The organism is Glaciimonas sp. GNP009 (assembly GCF_054343755.1).
In genome coordinates this window covers 3,620,069-3,635,515 of the sequence record NZ_JBTGUV010000004.1, presented here as the reverse complement: position 1 = coordinate 3,635,515, position 15,447 = coordinate 3,620,069, and the positions used below count along the sequence as shown (strand labels likewise).

Annotated in this window: 17 protein-coding genes and 2 tRNA genes; 10 read left to right on the top strand and 9 right to left on the bottom strand. The window is 48.8% G+C overall.

The features are described 5' to 3' along the window. The first annotated feature begins 308 nt into the window (after positions 1–308). The 9 genes from ybgC (at position 309) to ACXX82_RS16815 (ending at position 6,354) form a co-directional block, all read left to right on the top strand. Positions 309–782 carry a tol-pal system-associated acyl-CoA thioesterase gene (gene ybgC / locus ACXX82_RS16855; protein WP_323506848.1) on the top strand — a complete coding sequence of 158 codons (474 nt, stop codon included), beginning with the start codon at positions 309–311 and terminating at the stop codon, positions 780–782. A gap of 221 nt (positions 783–1,003) precedes the next feature. After that, positions 1,004–1,705 carry a protein TolQ gene (gene tolQ / locus ACXX82_RS16850; protein ID WP_322236875.1) on the top strand — a complete coding sequence of 234 codons (702 nt, stop codon included), beginning with the start codon at positions 1,004–1,006 and terminating at the stop codon, positions 1,703–1,705. Further along, positions 1,705–2,139, top strand: coding sequence for an ExbD/TolR family protein (locus tag ACXX82_RS16845; RefSeq protein ID WP_322236873.1), 435 nt, complete (start codon positions 1,705–1,707; stop codon positions 2,137–2,139). Before tolQ ends, ACXX82_RS16845 begins: the two co-directional genes overlap by 1 nt. A gap of 28 nt (positions 2,140–2,167) precedes the next feature. Beyond that, positions 2,168–3,184, top strand: a complete 1,017-nt coding sequence (gene tolA, locus ACXX82_RS16840) for a cell envelope integrity protein TolA (protein WP_458563293.1) — start codon at positions 2,168–2,170, stop codon at positions 3,182–3,184. A 3-nt stretch (positions 3,185–3,187) separates the two neighbouring features. Beyond that, positions 3,188–4,510 (top strand): Tol-Pal system beta propeller repeat protein TolB, encoded by a 1,323-nt coding sequence (gene tolB, locus ACXX82_RS16835; RefSeq protein ID WP_322236869.1) that lies wholly within the window; start codon positions 3,188–3,190, stop codon positions 4,508–4,510. A 186-nt stretch (positions 4,511–4,696) separates the two neighbouring features. Further along, positions 4,697–5,215, top strand: coding sequence for a peptidoglycan-associated lipoprotein Pal (gene pal, locus ACXX82_RS16830; protein ID WP_322236867.1), 519 nt, complete (start codon positions 4,697–4,699; stop codon positions 5,213–5,215). 17 nt (positions 5,216–5,232) lie between these two features. Further along, on the top strand, positions 5,233–5,979 hold the full coding sequence (gene ybgF, locus ACXX82_RS16825) for a tol-pal system protein YbgF (protein WP_322236865.1): 747 nt from the start codon (positions 5,233–5,235) through the stop codon (positions 5,977–5,979). Positions 5,980–6,068: 89 nt separating this feature from the next. Continuing rightward, a tRNA-Lys gene (locus ACXX82_RS16820) sits at positions 6,069–6,144 on the top strand. 134 nt (positions 6,145–6,278) lie between these two features. Beyond that, positions 6,279–6,354 (top strand) — tRNA-Lys (locus tag ACXX82_RS16815). A 199-nt stretch (positions 6,355–6,553) separates the two neighbouring features. On the opposite strand, the gene ACXX82_RS16810 is transcribed toward ACXX82_RS16815, so the two are convergent. From ACXX82_RS16810 to ACXX82_RS16790, 5 genes are all read right to left on the bottom strand, one after another. Beyond that, complete coding sequence (locus ACXX82_RS16810) at positions 6,554–7,081, bottom strand: chromate transporter (RefSeq protein WP_458563292.1); 528 nt, start codon at positions 7,079–7,081, stop codon at positions 6,554–6,556. Then, entirely contained in the window at positions 7,078–7,722 is a 645-nt protein-coding gene (locus ACXX82_RS16805; protein ID WP_322236861.1) for a chromate transporter, read from the bottom strand. The genes ACXX82_RS16810 and ACXX82_RS16805 overlap by 4 nt, the downstream gene beginning before the upstream one ends. Positions 7,723–8,165: 443 nt before the next feature. After that, on the bottom strand, positions 8,166–8,744 hold the full coding sequence (locus tag ACXX82_RS16800; RefSeq protein ID WP_323506844.1) for a YceI family protein: 579 nt from the start codon (positions 8,742–8,744) through the stop codon (positions 8,166–8,168). A gap of 134 nt (positions 8,745–8,878) precedes the next feature. Next, positions 8,879–9,388 (bottom strand): YceI family protein, encoded by a 510-nt coding sequence (locus ACXX82_RS16795; RefSeq protein WP_416348549.1) that lies wholly within the window; start codon positions 9,386–9,388, stop codon positions 8,879–8,881. A gap of 150 nt (positions 9,389–9,538) precedes the next feature. Beyond that, positions 9,539–10,090: a cytochrome b gene (locus ACXX82_RS16790; protein WP_322236855.1), complete on the bottom strand. Its 552-nt coding sequence runs from the start codon at positions 10,088–10,090 to the stop codon at positions 9,539–9,541. A gap of 313 nt (positions 10,091–10,403) precedes the next feature. On the opposite strand from ACXX82_RS16790, the gene ACXX82_RS16785 reads away from it, so the two are divergent. Beyond that, positions 10,404–11,405: an NAD(P)H-quinone oxidoreductase gene (locus ACXX82_RS16785; RefSeq protein WP_323506842.1), complete on the top strand. Its 1,002-nt coding sequence runs from the start codon at positions 10,404–10,406 to the stop codon at positions 11,403–11,405. A gap of 132 nt (positions 11,406–11,537) precedes the next feature. Here the strand turns inward: ACXX82_RS16785 and ACXX82_RS16780 are convergent, their stop codons facing one another. The 4 genes from ACXX82_RS16780 to ACXX82_RS16765 all read right to left on the bottom strand — a co-directional run bounded on the left by ACXX82_RS16780 (position 11,538) and on the right by ACXX82_RS16765 (position 15,223). Continuing rightward, positions 11,538–12,863, bottom strand: coding sequence for a c-type cytochrome (locus tag ACXX82_RS16780; RefSeq protein WP_322236851.1), 1,326 nt, complete (start codon positions 12,861–12,863; stop codon positions 11,538–11,540). 12 nt (positions 12,864–12,875) lie between these two features. Next, positions 12,876–13,655: a c-type cytochrome gene (locus ACXX82_RS16775; RefSeq protein ID WP_458563291.1), complete on the bottom strand. Its 780-nt coding sequence runs from the start codon at positions 13,653–13,655 to the stop codon at positions 12,876–12,878. Between the two features lie 486 nt (positions 13,656–14,141). Then, positions 14,142–14,369, bottom strand: coding sequence for a hypothetical protein (locus tag ACXX82_RS16770; protein WP_458563290.1), 228 nt, complete (start codon positions 14,367–14,369; stop codon positions 14,142–14,144). Positions 14,370–14,794: 425 nt separating this feature from the next. Next, entirely contained in the window at positions 14,795–15,223 is a 429-nt protein-coding gene (locus ACXX82_RS16765) for a YMGG-like glycine zipper-containing protein (protein WP_322236845.1), read from the bottom strand. Positions 15,224–15,447: the final 224 nt, after the last annotated feature.

The window sequence follows — 15,447 nt, the reverse complement described above, 5'->3', positions numbered from 1 at the left end:
AAGTGAAGGGCATCGATAGAGCAAGATTGTCAAAAGCCGACAAAGGCGGTCGGAGCACCATCTCATGGGCGATACTAGTTTTTAAAACCACGGGTTTGGGCTACAATTTCTACTTATTTTGCACCGCAGCACGGGAATGATCACTCACACGGTCAGTTTCATTGCTAAAAAATAAGATTAAAGATGCACTTTCATCGACAGTCTTAAACCTTAGTCTTAATACTTAGCTAGTCATGCATGCTTTTTAAGCATTAAATTTACCCATTTCGGTTCACTGTAACCATACAGAGCACATCAGCCAACACACCATGAACGCAGTATTATCTGAGACAGCAAAAGACTTCAACTGGTCCATCCGCGTGTACTACGAAGACACTGACGCCGGCGGAGTTGTTTTTTATGCAAACTATTTGAAATTTTTCGAGCGCGCACGCACTGAATGGTTGCGCACGGCGGGAATTGAACAGAGCCAGTTGGTCAAAACCGATGAAGTCATGTTTGTTGTCAAAAGCACCGCACTCGATTATCACGCCCCAGCGCGTCTTGACGATGAACTTAATTTGACCGTCATTGTCGAAAAAATTGGCCGTGTTGCCGTTGATTTCATACAACAGGCTTGGCGTTATGACGAAGAGACGCCAAAATTATTAGCAACTGGTCGCATTAAAGTGGTGTGTGTTAATACCCATACATTTCGACCTGCGGCAATTCCACAAAGAGTATTAGACCAAATTCGTCCCACACAAATTTCCATCAATGACATAACGAACGCACCTTTTTAATTGCGCTCCAGACACGACAATCCAATCTATCAATGCTGCTAAATGCTGATCAGAAACTGAAAGCACCTGGTAACGATTACAATCACTCTTTACGCACCTCAGTGCTCTCAAGAAATTTAATCATCATTTAGCGCTAATATAAAACCACAGATCGTTTTGCTAACACTTTGAATGGCGTTAGTTAAGACAGCTGCCCAAGACCATTTATCCAGACTGCCTACATGACCGTCACTCAAGATCTTTCGTTTCTCACTCTCATCACCAATGCTTCTGTGCTTGTGCAACTTGTCATGCTGCTATTGTTAGCAGTCTCTGTGATGAGTTGGACATACATATTCCGCAAGATGTTCGCCATCAGAAGCGCGCGCGCCCAAACAGAAGAGTTCGAACGGGCCTTCTGGTCAGGCGGAAATCTCACCGAGTTGTATCAGGGAACGACCTCAAATCGTCGCCGTGGCGCAGGTGCAACAGGTGCGATGGAACGTATTTTTGCCGCTGGAATGGATGAATTCAGCAAAATCAAAGCATCCGCCGGACATAAAGCCAGTACTGATTCTGCTGCGTTGCTAGATGGTTCGCGCCGAGCGATGCGTGCCGCGTATCAACGTGAAATGGATGCGCTAGAATCTCATCTGGCGTTCCTGGCTTCAGTCGGCTCGGTCTCGCCTTACGTTGGTTTGTTCGGCACCGTGTGGGGCATTATGAATGCGTTCCGTGGCCTGGCAAATGTCCAGCAAGCAACATTGGCGGCCGTTGCTCCGGGTATTGCCGAAGCGTTGATCGCCACCGCGATTGGTCTTTTTGCCGCGATTCCGGCGGTTGTTGCTTACAACCGTTTTGCGCATGATGTAGACCGTTTGGCGATCCGCTTTGAAAGTTTCATCGAAGAATTCTCTAACATCTTGCAACGGCAGGCACGCTAATGACGGGCTTCTCATCCATGCGCGGAGGACGTCCGCGCAAATTCAAAGCAGAAATCAACGTCGTGCCGTATATCGACGTCATGATGGTTTTGCTGGTGATTTTTATGGTTTCGGCCCCGATGGTCAATCCCAATGTCATCAACTTACCCACCGCTGCTAAGTCTGTCGCGCCGCCTACGGAATACATCGAAATCGCACTGAAAGCCAATGGCGATTCAAGCGTGCGTATCAATGGCAAGAAAACTGGTGGCAGCCAAGCGGAAACAGTCGAAAAAAATAAACTGAAAGCCAAATTGCAATCGCTTCACGATGACAATCCTGATATGCCAGTGATGATCTCGGCAGAAAAAGATATTAAGTATGATGAGGTCATACAGGTTATTTCTGAAGCCAAAATAATGGGTATCAACCGTGTTGGATTGGCGACCAAGTGACGAACTGCCGCAAATTGACAGTCTGCTCATGACAGATCGTATCCCTTACTCAATACCAAAAGAACCGGGTCGATGGCGCGCTATCGCTCTGGCAGCAGCAGTGCATGCGGCGTTGATCGTATTCCTGTGGATCGGCGTCCATTGGCAAAGCCAAGTACCCGTAGCCGTTGAGGCAGAAGTATGGAGCCCGGAGGTACGGGAAGCGGCACCGCCGCCGCCAACACCAACACCAACGCCGCCGCCAGAACCGATAGAAAAACCAGTCCCGCAACCCGTGCAGAAACCCGTTGTAACGGAAGCACCACCGCCACCAAAAGTGGTTCAGCCGGTCGTGCCTGATCCCGAAATTGCATTAGAAAAAGAGCGAAAGCGGAAAGTACAAGAGAAGAAGGATCGAGATCATGCCGAGCAGGTTCTTGAGGATAAAGAACGCCAGCGTAAAGCCGACGAACAGGAAAAAGCGCAGGAGAAAAAAGATGCCGCAAAATTAGCCGATAAGCTGGCTGCGAAGCAGAAAGCGGCTGACGATAAGAAAAAAGCGGATGCTGATGCAAAAAAAGCAGCGGAAGCAGACGACAAATTGAAGCAGAAACAGGAGGCGGCAAAAGAGGCGGCTAAAAAAGCTGCTATCGACAAACAACGCAAGGCCGACGATGCAGCTTCCGACAAACGACATAATGATGATATGAAGCGGTTACTGGGACAGGCTACCGGCAATGGCGCATCGAATAGCACCGGCACCGCCGCACAATCTCAAGGACCGCGTGGCGATCCTGGTTACGCCCAAAAAGTTGGTGCCAAAATAAAAGGATTTATCAACTTTAACGTGCCCGATGGCATGGCTGGAAATCCGTCGGTAGAATATGAAGTACAGCTACTTCCAGATGGATCAGTGGCCAGTATTCACTTGCGAAAACCCTCAGGTGTCTCGGGTTTCGACGAAGCGGTAAAGCGTGCAATTGAGAGATCTGCACCTTATCCAAAAGATAAATCGGGTTCTGTTCCCTCTAGCTTCATCGGAATCCATAAACCGAAAGATCAATAAACTATGAAAAAGAACCCATCAAGCCCGTTAATCGGGACTTGGATACGACATTCAGTGCGCTCAATTGCCGTGATCGGTATAGCCGTCACAGCCCTGATATCGACGCCATTGGTGTATGCCCAGTTACGCATTGAAACTGCAGGCGTGGGCGCCACGCAAATTCCTATCGCAATCGCTGGTTTTAGCAATGAAAATCTGGCACCGCAACAAATTACAGCGATCATTAAAGCTGATTTGTCGCGTAGCGGCATGTTTAAGATTATCGATACCAGCGACGTGGTCTCCGACGCATCGCAAATCAACTACGGTGATTGGAAATCACGTGGGGCCGACGCCTTGGTTGTGGGTAGTGTAGAAAAATTAGCCGATGGCCGGTTCGACGTCCGCTATAAGTTGCTCGATACAGTTAAGTCAGCCCAGCTTTCTGGACTGTCACTGTCGTCGTCTGCCCAATACACCCGCGTTTCAGCGCATAAAATTGCCGACGATATTTATCAAAAACTGATCGGCATTCGTGGTGCTTTTGCTACGCGTATTGCGTACGTCACTAAATCTGGTAAAGAATATCGTTTGGAAATTGCCGATGCAGATGGCGAAGGTACGCAAGTCGCTCTGCGATCCAACGAACCTATCATTTCGCCAGCTTGGTCGCCTGATGGAACCAAGGTAGCATATGTGTCATTTGAAGCAAAAAAACCGATTGTGTACGTGCAGAATCTAGTGACAAAACAACGCACTATTATTGCTAACTACAAGGGTAGTAACTCGGCCCCATCGTGGTCGCCTGATGGCACCAAGATCGCGATTGCCCTGGCGCGCGACAGCCTGACCCAAGTGTACGTTGTCAATGCTGATGGTAGCAGCCTGCGTCGTTTGACAAATACTTCCGGCATTGACACCGAGCCGCAATTCTCTGCTGACGGACAAAGTATTTACTTCACCAGCGATCGCAGTGGTGGCCCGCAAATTTACAAAATGAGTGCTAATGGGGGAGAGGCCCAACGCGTGACTTTTAGCGGTAATTACAACATCAGTCCTCGAATTTCGCCAGATGGCAAAACATTGGCGTATATTTCTCGTCGGAGCGGTGGCTTCCAGTTGTACGCCATGGATTTAGGTAACAACCAAGAGCAGCGTTTGTCGGATACGGTTAAAGACGAGTCCCCAAGCTTCTCGCCAAACGGTCAATACATTATGTATGCAACCGAGTCTGGCGGCCGTCGTGGATCGCTCGCGGTTGTCTCAGTCGATGGCCGTGTCAAACAACGATTGACCGTTCAGGCCGGCGATATCAGGGAGCCGACCTGGGGCCCGTTTATGAAGTAATTACCAAGTAGTAGTTCCATCGCGATGTGTATTAAAGTTAAGTAATAAGTAAAACAATAGGACTTACGCAAAATTGTCCCAGCAGCGGGCTTGCCAACCCTGCCGACAAAGAACGTTAGGAAAGCACAACCCCATTGGGGCGATTTTGCAGAAGTCCTGAACAACTCACCTCTCTGGAGAATAATAATGCGCCACCTCAGTAGCTTTGCCCTTATCGTTTCAAGCGCCGTTTTACTTGCCGCATGCTCATCCCCTGTCAAGCTTGACGACAAGGCTAAGATCGAAGACCGCGGCAGCATGACCGGTGGAGCAGATCCACGTTCCGTCAACCCGGTCAACGCTGGTTCAAGCGATGCATTGAATGACCCGCAAGGCGTTCTGTCCAAGCGCAGCATTTATTTCGACTACGATAGCTATTCGGTCAAAGAAGAGTTCCGCTCTGTTGTTGAAGCGCACGCTAAATACCTGATCGCTAACAAGGGTCGTAAGATCATCATTCAAGGCAATACCGATGACCGCGGCGGTCGCGAATACAATCTGGCACTGGGCCAGAAACGTGCTGAAGCAGTTCGTAAAGCAATGGCATTGCTAGGTGTTCCTGATGCACAGGTAGAAGCCGTTTCTCTGGGCAAAGAAAAGCCTAAAGCACTGGGCAACGACGAAGCGTCTTTCGCTGAGAATCGTCGCGCAGATATCGTTTATTAATAAACCAAGTGATGATCATGCGGATTTTTTCTAAATCAACGCTGACTGCGGCCTTGCTGGCCGCAGGTTGCTTTGCACCGATAGCCCACGCCGGTTTGTTTGACGATGCTGAAGCACGACGCGCAATTCTTGATATTCGCAGCAGAATTGATGCGGTGAATGCCCGCGTCGACGGCAAAGCGGATAAGAGCAGCTCACTTAGTCTGGCTGATCAAAACGATCAATTGAATCAAGAGATCGCCAAGCTACGAGGACAGATTGAAGTGTTGACCAACGAGGTTGCCAATACGCAGCAACGCCAGAAGGATTTTTATGTCGATCTGGATAATCGTTTGCGTAAACTGGAGCCGCAGAAAGTCAACGTTGATGGCCAGGAAGTCAGCATTGATCCTAACGAGCAGAAATCGTATGACGCTGCGCTAGCCAGTTTCAAGGGTGGCGACTACAAAGGCGCTACCGCGGCGTTCTCCGATTATCTGAGGCGCTATCCAGCGTCAGGCTTTGCGCCTTCGGCACAATACTGGTTGGGCAATTCGTACTTTGCGCAACGCGACTATAAAAACGCCATAGCGGCACAGCAAGTGGTGATCAAAAAATATCCCGACAATCCGAAAGCGGCTGACGCTCTTTTGAACATGTCGAGTAGTTACACTGAGTTGAAGGACAAGGGCGCTGCAAAAAAATCACTTGAGCAAGTCATCTCTCAATATCCAAACACGCCTGCGGCTGTGACTGCTAAAGAACGTTTAGCCGGTGCAAAGTGAACTAAAAGCAGTCTTTTCACGAAGATGAAATAAAAAGACAAGAGTAGTTTGACATAGTGCCTACACCTTCTCTATAATAGCGTTCTTTCGGGTCGTTAGCTCAGCTGGTAGAGCAGCGGACTTTTAATCCGTTGGTCGCAGGTTCGAATCCCGCACGGCCTACCACGAATAAAAAAGGGTTTTAGACGAAATCTAAAACCCTTTGTTATTTCAGAAATTTTCAGAAATAACGTCGTTTAGTTTTTAAGTAAGTGTGAACAAAAGACGGCTTTTTTGATTGCACTTAGCAGCACTGTTTTGGGTCGTTAGCTCAGCTGGTAGAGCAGCGGACTTTTAATCCGTTGGTCGCAGGTTCGAATCCCGCACGGCCTACCAAAATAAAAAGGGTTCCAGATTTCGATCTGGAACCCTTTTGTATTTCTGCTTCATCCTCTATTTTGTTCAGCCGTTGCTTCTGTCATGTTGACGTCGTTTTCGGCACCGGGTCTCTACCTTAAAAAGCCATCACACTTTTCCCAGTAAGCCACACGGCTATTTTTAATCCAGGCTCTCAGCTTTACCAATATTTTTGAGATCACTGACCAAACCCAGTCAATCCAACTAACGCACCCACAGCCAAAAACCATAATGGATGTAATCGGGTTTTCAACGTACCCACGACGCAACCCAGTGTGATCGCTCCCAATATCAAGGCATGAACGGATGCCTCCGTGATCAATGACGCGCTCGCCGCCACCAAACCAACCGTCACAGGAACCAGACCAGCCTGCACAATACCGCGCCAAGACTCATCCTTAAACCGTCGCCAATAATGCAAGGTAATGCCGGTGAGTATCGATGACGGGCCGAATTTTGCGATTGACGTCACAATCACGCCTGGCCACCCTGCTACATGCCAGCCAACCAGCGTCACCACCATCATGTTTGGCCCCGGTGCGGCCTGCGCCAGCGCGAACATGGCACTGAACTCCTGCGCCGACATCCAGTGATGAATATGGACAACCTGACGCTGCATCTCTGGCAGTATGGTATTGCCACCGCCAAAGGCAAGCAATGAAAGTTCTGAAAAAATGGCAGCAAGGGAAAGAAGAACTGCAATCATGCCGCCCACCGCCATGTAACAAGAATACTGACAGGAACCAAGACCAACATTGTTGGTAATAACGGCAAACGCAACAACGCAATCGCGACGAAGAAGGTGGCTGCTATCAAGATCCCTAACGGTTTGCGGCGTAGCGGTGTTGCCATCTTTAAAGCGGTCGATATAAGTAACCCCGCCGCCGCCGCCGCGAGACCGGCAAACATATGCGCGATATGGGTATCATTCTGAAAGCGCTCGTAAATAACCCCAAGGGCAATCACAATGGCAGTCGGCGCCGCGATCAATCCCAGCAGAGCGGCAAGCGCACCTCGGATACCACGAAACTGCAATCCGATCGCTACCGAGAGATTAATGATATTGCCACCGGGCAGAAACTGACACAGACCAAGAAGATCAGTGAACTCCGCATCGGTTAGCCACCGACGCTGCTCAACCAACATACGGCGTGCCAGAGGTAGCACTCCACCAAATCCGATCAATCCCAACCCGAGAAACCCTAAAAATAATGCCCGCACCGATGGCGGTTCCTGTGCGGGATGATTATTGTGCGCAGGGTCAGATTGTTGTGCCGCCCGTTCGGTTTGCACCTTCGTTGGTATCACCGCCTGCATTTCCGTTTGCGTCACCACTCGTATCACCATTTGTTTCACCACTTTTTTTGATCGGAGTATGGGAGATTTTTGGATCACCCTAATCGCTAAGCACAACCAGCTACCCAGTTGGCAACGGTTGGCGATTTAGTCGACATCTCATTTTTTTAAAATCTAAAAGTTGCAGCGGTCCTCTAATCCATCGGATAGCGATTATTCACATTCTGACGATATAGATGAGTTTTGCTGGTTAGCCGTATTTTATATTGATACAAACTCTGCCGCACGGCACTTAAAAGGACGTCAGAAGGAACAGGAAGCGCTTAATGGGGAGTGCGAGTGCAAGCCGGTCTGACGTCAACAAAATAGGGCACGACCACCATTGCCTCGCCTCGCGGGTCGACAACATTACTGGTGAAGCCTGGATTCAACATTAGAGGAAATAAAAAAACCGCTGCAATAGATGGCAACGGTTTTTTTAGAAAAATACAGCATTAGTTCTGATTGATACCTTCAACCTGAATCTTCAATTTTACTTCCTGTTTGAAACCCATTTTTTTGCCGTAGTCGATGCCAAAATCATCACGATTAAATTTACCGTCAACGTCGGCACCGCACACTTCACGCTTCAACATTGGGTTGATCTTGCAAAGAAAATCGTCAATCTTAAGATTCACTTTCTTAGTGACGCCGTGCATCGTCAGTTCGCCCTCAACTTCTTTCGGGACGTCGCCGTCAAACTTGATGAACTTTCCTTTATAGGTAACCTCAGGAAATTTAGCGACGTCAAACATATCGGCGCTTTTAGCGTGATCGTTCAGCTTGGCATTACCAAAGTCGATTGATGCAGGATCAATTTTGATCTCGATTGATCCTGTTTTGGCAGCACGATCGAGCAACACGGTACCGCTACTTTTCGTGAATTTGCCACGCCATTTAGACAAACCGCCCATGTGATCGGCCTCAAAACTTGGATACGTATGAGTCGGATCCAGATTATAGGTCGCGGGAGCAGCCATTGCAGCGGTTGCAAACAGTGCCGCAAAGGCAGCAACCAAAGTACGTAGTTTCATCGTTTTCCTTTTCGTTGAATGAATGGCCTCGAAACTTAGCCGTGTGTCATAAAAATTCTTAGCGCATCAACTTAATGCATCAACTTAGTCCCTCAAAATTTGCAGACCTTTTGCTTACGAGGTTTGACGGACACTTATTTTTTTACTGCAGTGACAATACGAAATTTGATCTGTACTTCATCAGCGACAACTGAGGTATCTTTCCAATCGCCCTCGCCTATGCTGAACGCGTTGCGTTTAATCGGCAATACGCCTTCAAACACGTTACCCCCAGCATCCTGCTTATAGCTCGCACCAATTACAACATCTTGCGTCCGGCCCTTGATGGTAAGTTTACCGACAACGTCATATTTGCCAGACGCGCCCTGCTTAATACTGCTGGAAACAAACGTCGCTTTAGGATATTTAGCAGTATCAAACCAGTCCTTACCGCGTACTTCTTTGTTGTACTCTTCCGCGCCAATGTCGAAACTCGCCATATCGATATCGACCTTGGCTGTTGATTGCGCCAACTTAGCTGGATTGAAATCTACCGTTGCTTCAAATTTTTTAAATTTACCGTCCATCGGCACGCCCAATTGTTTGGCTACAATGCTGACCGAACTTTTAGCCACATCAAGTTGTGCCCAGGCAGTATTAGCCATCCCGGCTATCGCACCAATCAGAGCCAGTACTATCGTCGATTTTGCTATCGTCGATTGCATAAGAAAATTTTTCACTAACATTACTCCTTCATTATTTTTCGAATCATTTCAAGAGCGTTTCTTTTATCCCTGATCAGGAAGTGAAAAAACTTACTTTAGAAATGGCAGCATACGACTCAACGTACCATCACGGTCAATCAACTGATGCTTCAATGCAGCCAGAACATGCGCTAACACAATTGTCGCCATCAAATAATTCAACCAGACATGCGTCGGTCCCAAAATAGATTTTAGCTGATCATTTTTTTCAATCAGCATGGGCATTTTAAACAAACCCAAATACACCACAGGAATCCCTGATGCGGCGCTGTAAAAATAACCCGTCAGCGGAATCGCGATAATCAACACATACAACAGTTGATGTACCAGATGCGCAGCTTTCTGCTGCCAACGAGGAATACCCATCGGCAAAGGCGGAGCTGGATGTAATAAGCGCCATGCAACGCGGATCACCGCCAAGCCAAAGACCGTCACGCCGAGCCATTTATGCCACGAAAATAACTTCAGTTTTTGCGGCGTAAGGCCGGGGATGCCGGTCATATACCAGCCCATCCCAAACGCTGCAAAAATTAATAGTGCGACCAACCAGTGCATCCTGATAGCGGTTGTTGTATAGCGAATAGGGGTGTTTGAATTTTTCATACGCTCATGGTTGTTCGTTGCCTCTGAAGCAATGCATTGACTGTACCGTAAGTAGCAAAGTTCCGCATCGACCAAAATAGACTCATTCAAATTTCTTAAATGATATTTTAATATCATCGGATAGCGTGGCGACAGCGTAGGAACAGAAGTCGTCATACAATAACGCATCCCATTATCAAACAAACCATGGTTATTGGTCGGGATCGAATTTAAGTGCACGAAATTAAGTGACTCAACTTAAGTGGAGATATGAAGACATCGCCGATAAAGTCTTCGATACTACCCATCTAGCCAAGAAAAGAGAGAAATCCCAATGCGCGTTATTGAAATTACACAACATGGTGGGCCAGACGTATTACAAATCCGTGAACGCCCTATTCCCGTTTTTAAGGCCGGTGAATTGCTGATCAAGGTCCAGGTAGCTGGCGTCAATCGTCCAGACGTGTTTCAGCGCAGTGGCAACTACGCGCCCCCACCTGATGCCTCGGATTTGCCCGGACTGGAAGTCGCCGGCGAAATAGTCGATGGAGACTTTTCTGAAACACACTTTAAAAAAGGCGATCTAGTTTGTGCATTGGTTCCTGGCGGCGGATACGCGGAATATTGCACCACGCCTGCTGTGCAATGTCTACCTATTCCCAAGAATTGGACCGTGCTCGAAGCCGCCTCCTTACCTGAGACCTTCTTTACTGTATGGAGTAATGTTTTTGAGCGGGGCAGATTAACGGGAAATGAAACCTTATTGGTTCAAGGCGGTAGTTCGGGAATCGGTGCAGCCGCGATACAAATTGCCACAGCGCTTGGACACCAGGTTTTTGCCACCGCTGGTTCGGACGAAAAATGCCGGGCTTGTGAAGATCTGGGTGCTGTTCGGGCTATCAATTACCGCACTGAAGATTTTGTAGAGGTGGTGAAATCATTGACCGCTGGGAAAGGCGTGGATGTCATTCTGGATATGGTGGCAGGTGATTATGCACCGCGCGAAATAGATTGCATGGCTGAAGACGGTCGTCTCGTTTTCATTGCGACGCTAGGTGGAAATAGTGCCAAGCTGAACTTTAGTAAAATCATGATGCGCCGTCTGACCATCACCGGCTCAACGTTACGACCGCGGCCGATTGCTTTCAAAGGTGCTGTCGCGGCCCAACTACAAACGCGCATCTGGCCGTTGTTGGCAGCTGGAAAAATTAAGCCGGTGATCTTTAAAACCTTCCCGCTCGAACAAGCTGCGCAAGCGCATGCTTTGATGGAGAGCAGCACGCATATCGGCAAAATTATGCTGACGATCGATGGGCCAAAGGATCAGCAGCAATAATGGATATGCAATAATTGAGACTATCAATTGAGACGAAGCGTTGCACATAGTACCAATTAAAAAAGCAGCCATCTGGCTGCTTTTTTAATAACGACAATACTTATCTAACACTATCTTACACTACCGAAACCATTAATCTAAGGGCACACTGCGATACCGATTCACTTCGGATGGTGATACCAACGTAGCGCTGTTACCCCATGAGTTGCGAATGTAGGAAACTACGGCCGCAACTTCTGCATCCGTTAAATCCTGCGCGAACGGCGGCATTCCGTAAGGGCGCGGATTGCCAACCGTTGTCGGCGCAAAACCACCGTACATGACAACCCGTATCGCGTTGACCGCAGATGGCATCGTAATAGCACGATTACCCTTCAATGGCGGATAGGCTGAAGGCGCACCTTTGCCGGAAGTAAGGTGACATGCAACACAATTGTCTTTGTAGACCTTTGCGCCTAATTCAAGGACTTGATCGATCTCATGCGGCCGCGCATATTCCTTCTCTGCAACCGGCCGGCCATCTGAACGAGGTAACGTTTTTAGGTAGACCGCCATTGCAGTAATATCCTTATCATGCAAATGCTGCAAACTGGCCGACACCACTTCGGCCATGGGCCCAAACACTGCACTGCGCGACGATACACCCGTCTTTAGCAGCGCCGCGATATGTGATATCTCCCAATCACCCAAACCGATCTCGACGTCGGACGTTAATGATGGTGCATACCAGTTCACGACAGGAATAAAGCCACCGCCGAGTTCGCCTTTCAGATTGAGTCCTCCCAGCGCGTTACGCGCTGAATGGCAGGCGCTGCAATGGCCGAGACCCTGAACCAGATAGGCACCGCGGTTCCACTCCACCGATTGCGCACTTTCGGGCTGATACACACCAGGCCGAAAATATAGAGCGCGCCAACCATAAAGCAAAACACGATTGTTATACGGAAATCGTAACTGTGGCGCAGTGTTCTTTTGCTTTACTGCTGGCATGCTTTGCAAGTACGCAAACATGGCATCGGCGTCCGATCGCGATACTTTTGTGTAATTGGTATAGGGGAAAGCGGGGTATAACAAACTGCCATCCTTCGACTTGCCGTTATGTAGCGCGCGCCAAAAATCGTTTGCGTTCCAACGCCCGATTCCGGTTTGCTGATCAGGTGTCAGATTCGGTGCGTAAATCGCGCCGAATGGCGTAACAATTGCTCGCCCGCCCGCATATTTTTGCCCACCGCGAACGGTGTGGCAAGCCATGCAATCTCCGGCACGGGTGAGATAAGCACCGCGCGCAATTTGATCGGCAAGTTGATGCGGTGCTAGTGGTGCTAGCGGCGCTGCTATCTGCGTGGCGCGGGGATCAGCATCGTCGATATTCATAAACGCCAGCCACCCGATGATGATAATCGCCAGCAGGACCAGGCTGCCAATACTCCATAACAAAATACGCTTAAAACGTGTCATGCATCTCTCCGCTCAATGTGGAACGCTGCCACAGGCAAGCGGAAGTTTTAGCGCTGAGGGAGCGGCCGCAGTCGCGCCTTCAGGAACAGGTTGCGCAGCTAGCCAGGAGGCGACCGCACCGATATCGGCAGCGCTTAGTCGCTTCGCCACTTGCGACATACAATCCGGTACCGCAGCGTGCCGCACGCCGGTCTGCCAGGCACCGATCTGCGCGACCAGATAATCACGCGGTAAGCCAAGTAACCCCGGAGTTGCCGGCAGAACGCCAGTCATTGCCGTGCCATGACAGGCAATGCATGCGGGGATTTTTTTGCTAACGTCGCCATGTTGCACCAAAGTTCGTCCACGCTGAAAATCGGCAGTCGATAGCGTAAATGGTTGTGGTGGCGGATAAGGTGGATGTTGATCTGAAAAGTAATCGGCTATTTCGCGTAAATAAGTATCAGACATATGATCGACCATATAAGTCATCATCGGATATTGTCGGCGTCCGCTGCGAAAGTTGACGAGCTGGTTGTACAAATAGCCTGCCGGTTTACCGGCGATACGCGGGTAATAACCGTCGCTGGCGGCGCGTCCTTGCTTGCCGTGACACGCGGTACAGGCCAACAATCGCTGTCCGATCGTATCCGGAACCGATGCTTGATCAACATCCACAACGGGGACGGCATTGGCTCCGATAGCCTGCGCGGCAAAGCCAACGCAACTACAGGACAAAACAACGCATATGCTAACGCGCACTACCGCATGCCACGCACGATGTAACGCTTGCGTGTTGAGACGAATTAACATTGGTTTAACCATCTTTCGGGCGATTACTTTGCATGTGGGAAGTTGCCTGTTTTACAGTGTTTTGTGATTTGCGCCATCCAAAAGAGCACACCTTCTTCTAACAACCTAGCTAGCCTCCCCGATCTCGTATTGTTTGCGGCGCACGCCAAGCCGTGCCATTGAACAAGAATCAGTGAGCGAATAGAGAGTAAGGACACAATCATAGAATATGAAATAAAAACAGTCTCGGAGTATACCAATGTTCGGCGAATAAGACGGTGCACTGTATTGTGAAATCGCAGTCGCAGCATATGTCGCATGCAACATATCGCGATGACATAGCGGTCAATGATGATAACGACGGCGTAAAAACCGCGCGATGGGAGGATGATAGATGAAATACTGCACGTCATTAAAAAACGTACAGCATCAAGCTGTCACAGCAAGCGGGGCGGGGCGAGCCGTAACTATTCAGCAAAAATAACGTGCCATGGTGACAGGCGCACTCTACTTTTTATCGGAATCGCGTACTTCCGTTGACACCATGGGACGATCCTTACCGGGTGCGTCGGTATTCGCGTAGACCTGCTCTTCCAGGATATCAAGCTGCTGACTCCCATCCAATGCGTGACCAAACGCAGATTGACGATGTGATGATGCCCGTCGTGACGAGTTGGTTTTCTCTGCTTCAGTTGGTATGACTGCGGACTTAGGCGATTGTTTACTTTCAGGCATGAGATCCTCCTATTGATATAACAATGGCAATTCGATACACAGGATTTTTTCTTCCAAATAGTCCGCACTGAGACTGTTCAGGCTACCTTTTTACTATATCAAAAGCCATAAAACAACATAATCAGGACTTACGCAAAATTGTCCCAGCAACGTGCTTGCCAACCATGCCGGCGCAGACAGTACGCTAGTACTGCGCCACGTTGACGGCAAGGAAAGCACAACGACGCTAGAGCATTTTTGCGTAAGTCCTGACAACTAAGTATCCTCCGAATACGGTCAATGGCAAGCACTGCTTATAAAAACGAAAATGCCGATGCGGGGGCTTCCCAGATCGGCATTTGTTGTATTACGTCATTTCTTATTAGCTGCCAGGGTGAAAACGCCATTACGCAACGACGCACTCATCCTTTAATAATCACCCTGCTTTAACGCTCGTAATAGCCATGATCGTAGCGCGGTTCATAGTCTCGATGATTATAATCTTGACGCTCATAAACCCGTGCTGGTTGATAATAGACTTGCGGTGCCGGGCGATAATAAACTGGTTCAGGACGCACATAGACTGCGGGAGGCGCGTAATAAGCAGTTGAACGGCGGTTGTAATCGCCGCGATCATAGTAACCACGATCGTGATAACCTCGACCTTGATTGCCACCCGCGCTCGCGCCAACCACTGCACCCAGCACACCACCTAAAACCGCGCCATTCCGACCACCAACGACGCTACCAATAGCAGCTCCCGCGACACCACCGATTACCAGATTAGTCCCTTGGTCATACGCTGACGCCGAGACAGAAACAGTAGTAGCTGCAGCAATAAACAGCGCGGAGATGATTACTTTTTTGGTTAACATGAAATAGTCCTTTCAGGATCGACATACGGTGCGACTCTTATGGTTAACTCAGCCAGGCTGATATTCCCAAAAACATCGTTGATAAGCTTTAAATTACCTATTCACGATGCGTTGAATTGAATATAGCAGTGTTAGAACCAAGTAAAGCGCTTCGAAACAGACTATTACACCTGCGAGAGATTGGTTACGTTTTGATGCTTTTTACGATTTACCGCGTCTAGCTA

What these genes read in the sequence shown, in the direction of transcription:
- ACXX82_RS16770 (WP_458563290.1), bottom strand. Translation starts at nt 14,369, where the DNA reads ATGCCTGAAAGTAAACAATCGCCTAAGTCCGCAGTCATACCAACTGAA.
- ACXX82_RS16775 (WP_458563291.1), bottom strand. Translation starts at nt 13,655, where the DNA reads ATGTTAATTCGTCTCAACACGCAAGCGTTACATCGTGCGTGGCATGCG.
- ybgF (WP_322236865.1), top strand. Translation starts at nt 5,233, where the DNA reads ATGCGGATTTTTTCTAAATCAACGCTGACTGCGGCCTTGCTGGCCGCA.
- ACXX82_RS16790 (WP_322236855.1), bottom strand. Translation starts at nt 10,090, where the DNA reads ATGAAAAATTCAAACACCCCTATTCGCTATACAACAACCGCTATCAGG.
- pal (WP_322236867.1), top strand. Translation starts at nt 4,697, where the DNA reads ATGCGCCACCTCAGTAGCTTTGCCCTTATCGTTTCAAGCGCCGTTTTA.
- tolB (WP_322236869.1), top strand. Translation starts at nt 3,188, where the DNA reads ATGAAAAAGAACCCATCAAGCCCGTTAATCGGGACTTGGATACGACAT.
- ACXX82_RS16765 (WP_322236845.1), bottom strand. Translation starts at nt 15,223, where the DNA reads ATGTTAACCAAAAAAGTAATCATCTCCGCGCTGTTTATTGCTGCAGCT.
- ACXX82_RS16785 (WP_323506842.1), top strand. Translation starts at nt 10,404, where the DNA reads ATGCGCGTTATTGAAATTACACAACATGGTGGGCCAGACGTATTACAA.
- tolA (WP_458563293.1), top strand. Translation starts at nt 2,168, where the DNA reads ATGACAGATCGTATCCCTTACTCAATACCAAAAGAACCGGGTCGATGG.
- ACXX82_RS16795 (WP_416348549.1), bottom strand. Translation starts at nt 9,388, where the DNA reads ATGGCTAATACTGCCTGGGCACAACTTGATGTGGCTAAAAGTTCGGTC.
- ybgC (WP_323506848.1), top strand. Translation starts at nt 309, where the DNA reads ATGAACGCAGTATTATCTGAGACAGCAAAAGACTTCAACTGGTCCATC.
- ACXX82_RS16800 (WP_323506844.1), bottom strand. Translation starts at nt 8,744, where the DNA reads ATGAAACTACGTACTTTGGTTGCTGCCTTTGCGGCACTGTTTGCAACC.
- tolQ (WP_322236875.1), top strand. Translation starts at nt 1,004, where the DNA reads ATGACCGTCACTCAAGATCTTTCGTTTCTCACTCTCATCACCAATGCT.
- ACXX82_RS16810 (WP_458563292.1), bottom strand. Translation starts at nt 7,081, where the DNA reads ATGATTGCAGTTCTTCTTTCCCTTGCTGCCATTTTTTCAGAACTTTCA.
- ACXX82_RS16805 (WP_322236861.1), bottom strand. Translation starts at nt 7,722, where the DNA reads ATGGTGATACGAGTGGTGACGCAAACGGAAATGCAGGCGGTGATACCA.
- ACXX82_RS16845 (WP_322236873.1), top strand. Translation starts at nt 1,705, where the DNA reads ATGACGGGCTTCTCATCCATGCGCGGAGGACGTCCGCGCAAATTCAAA.
- ACXX82_RS16780 (WP_322236851.1), bottom strand. Translation starts at nt 12,863, where the DNA reads ATGACACGTTTTAAGCGTATTTTGTTATGGAGTATTGGCAGCCTGGTC.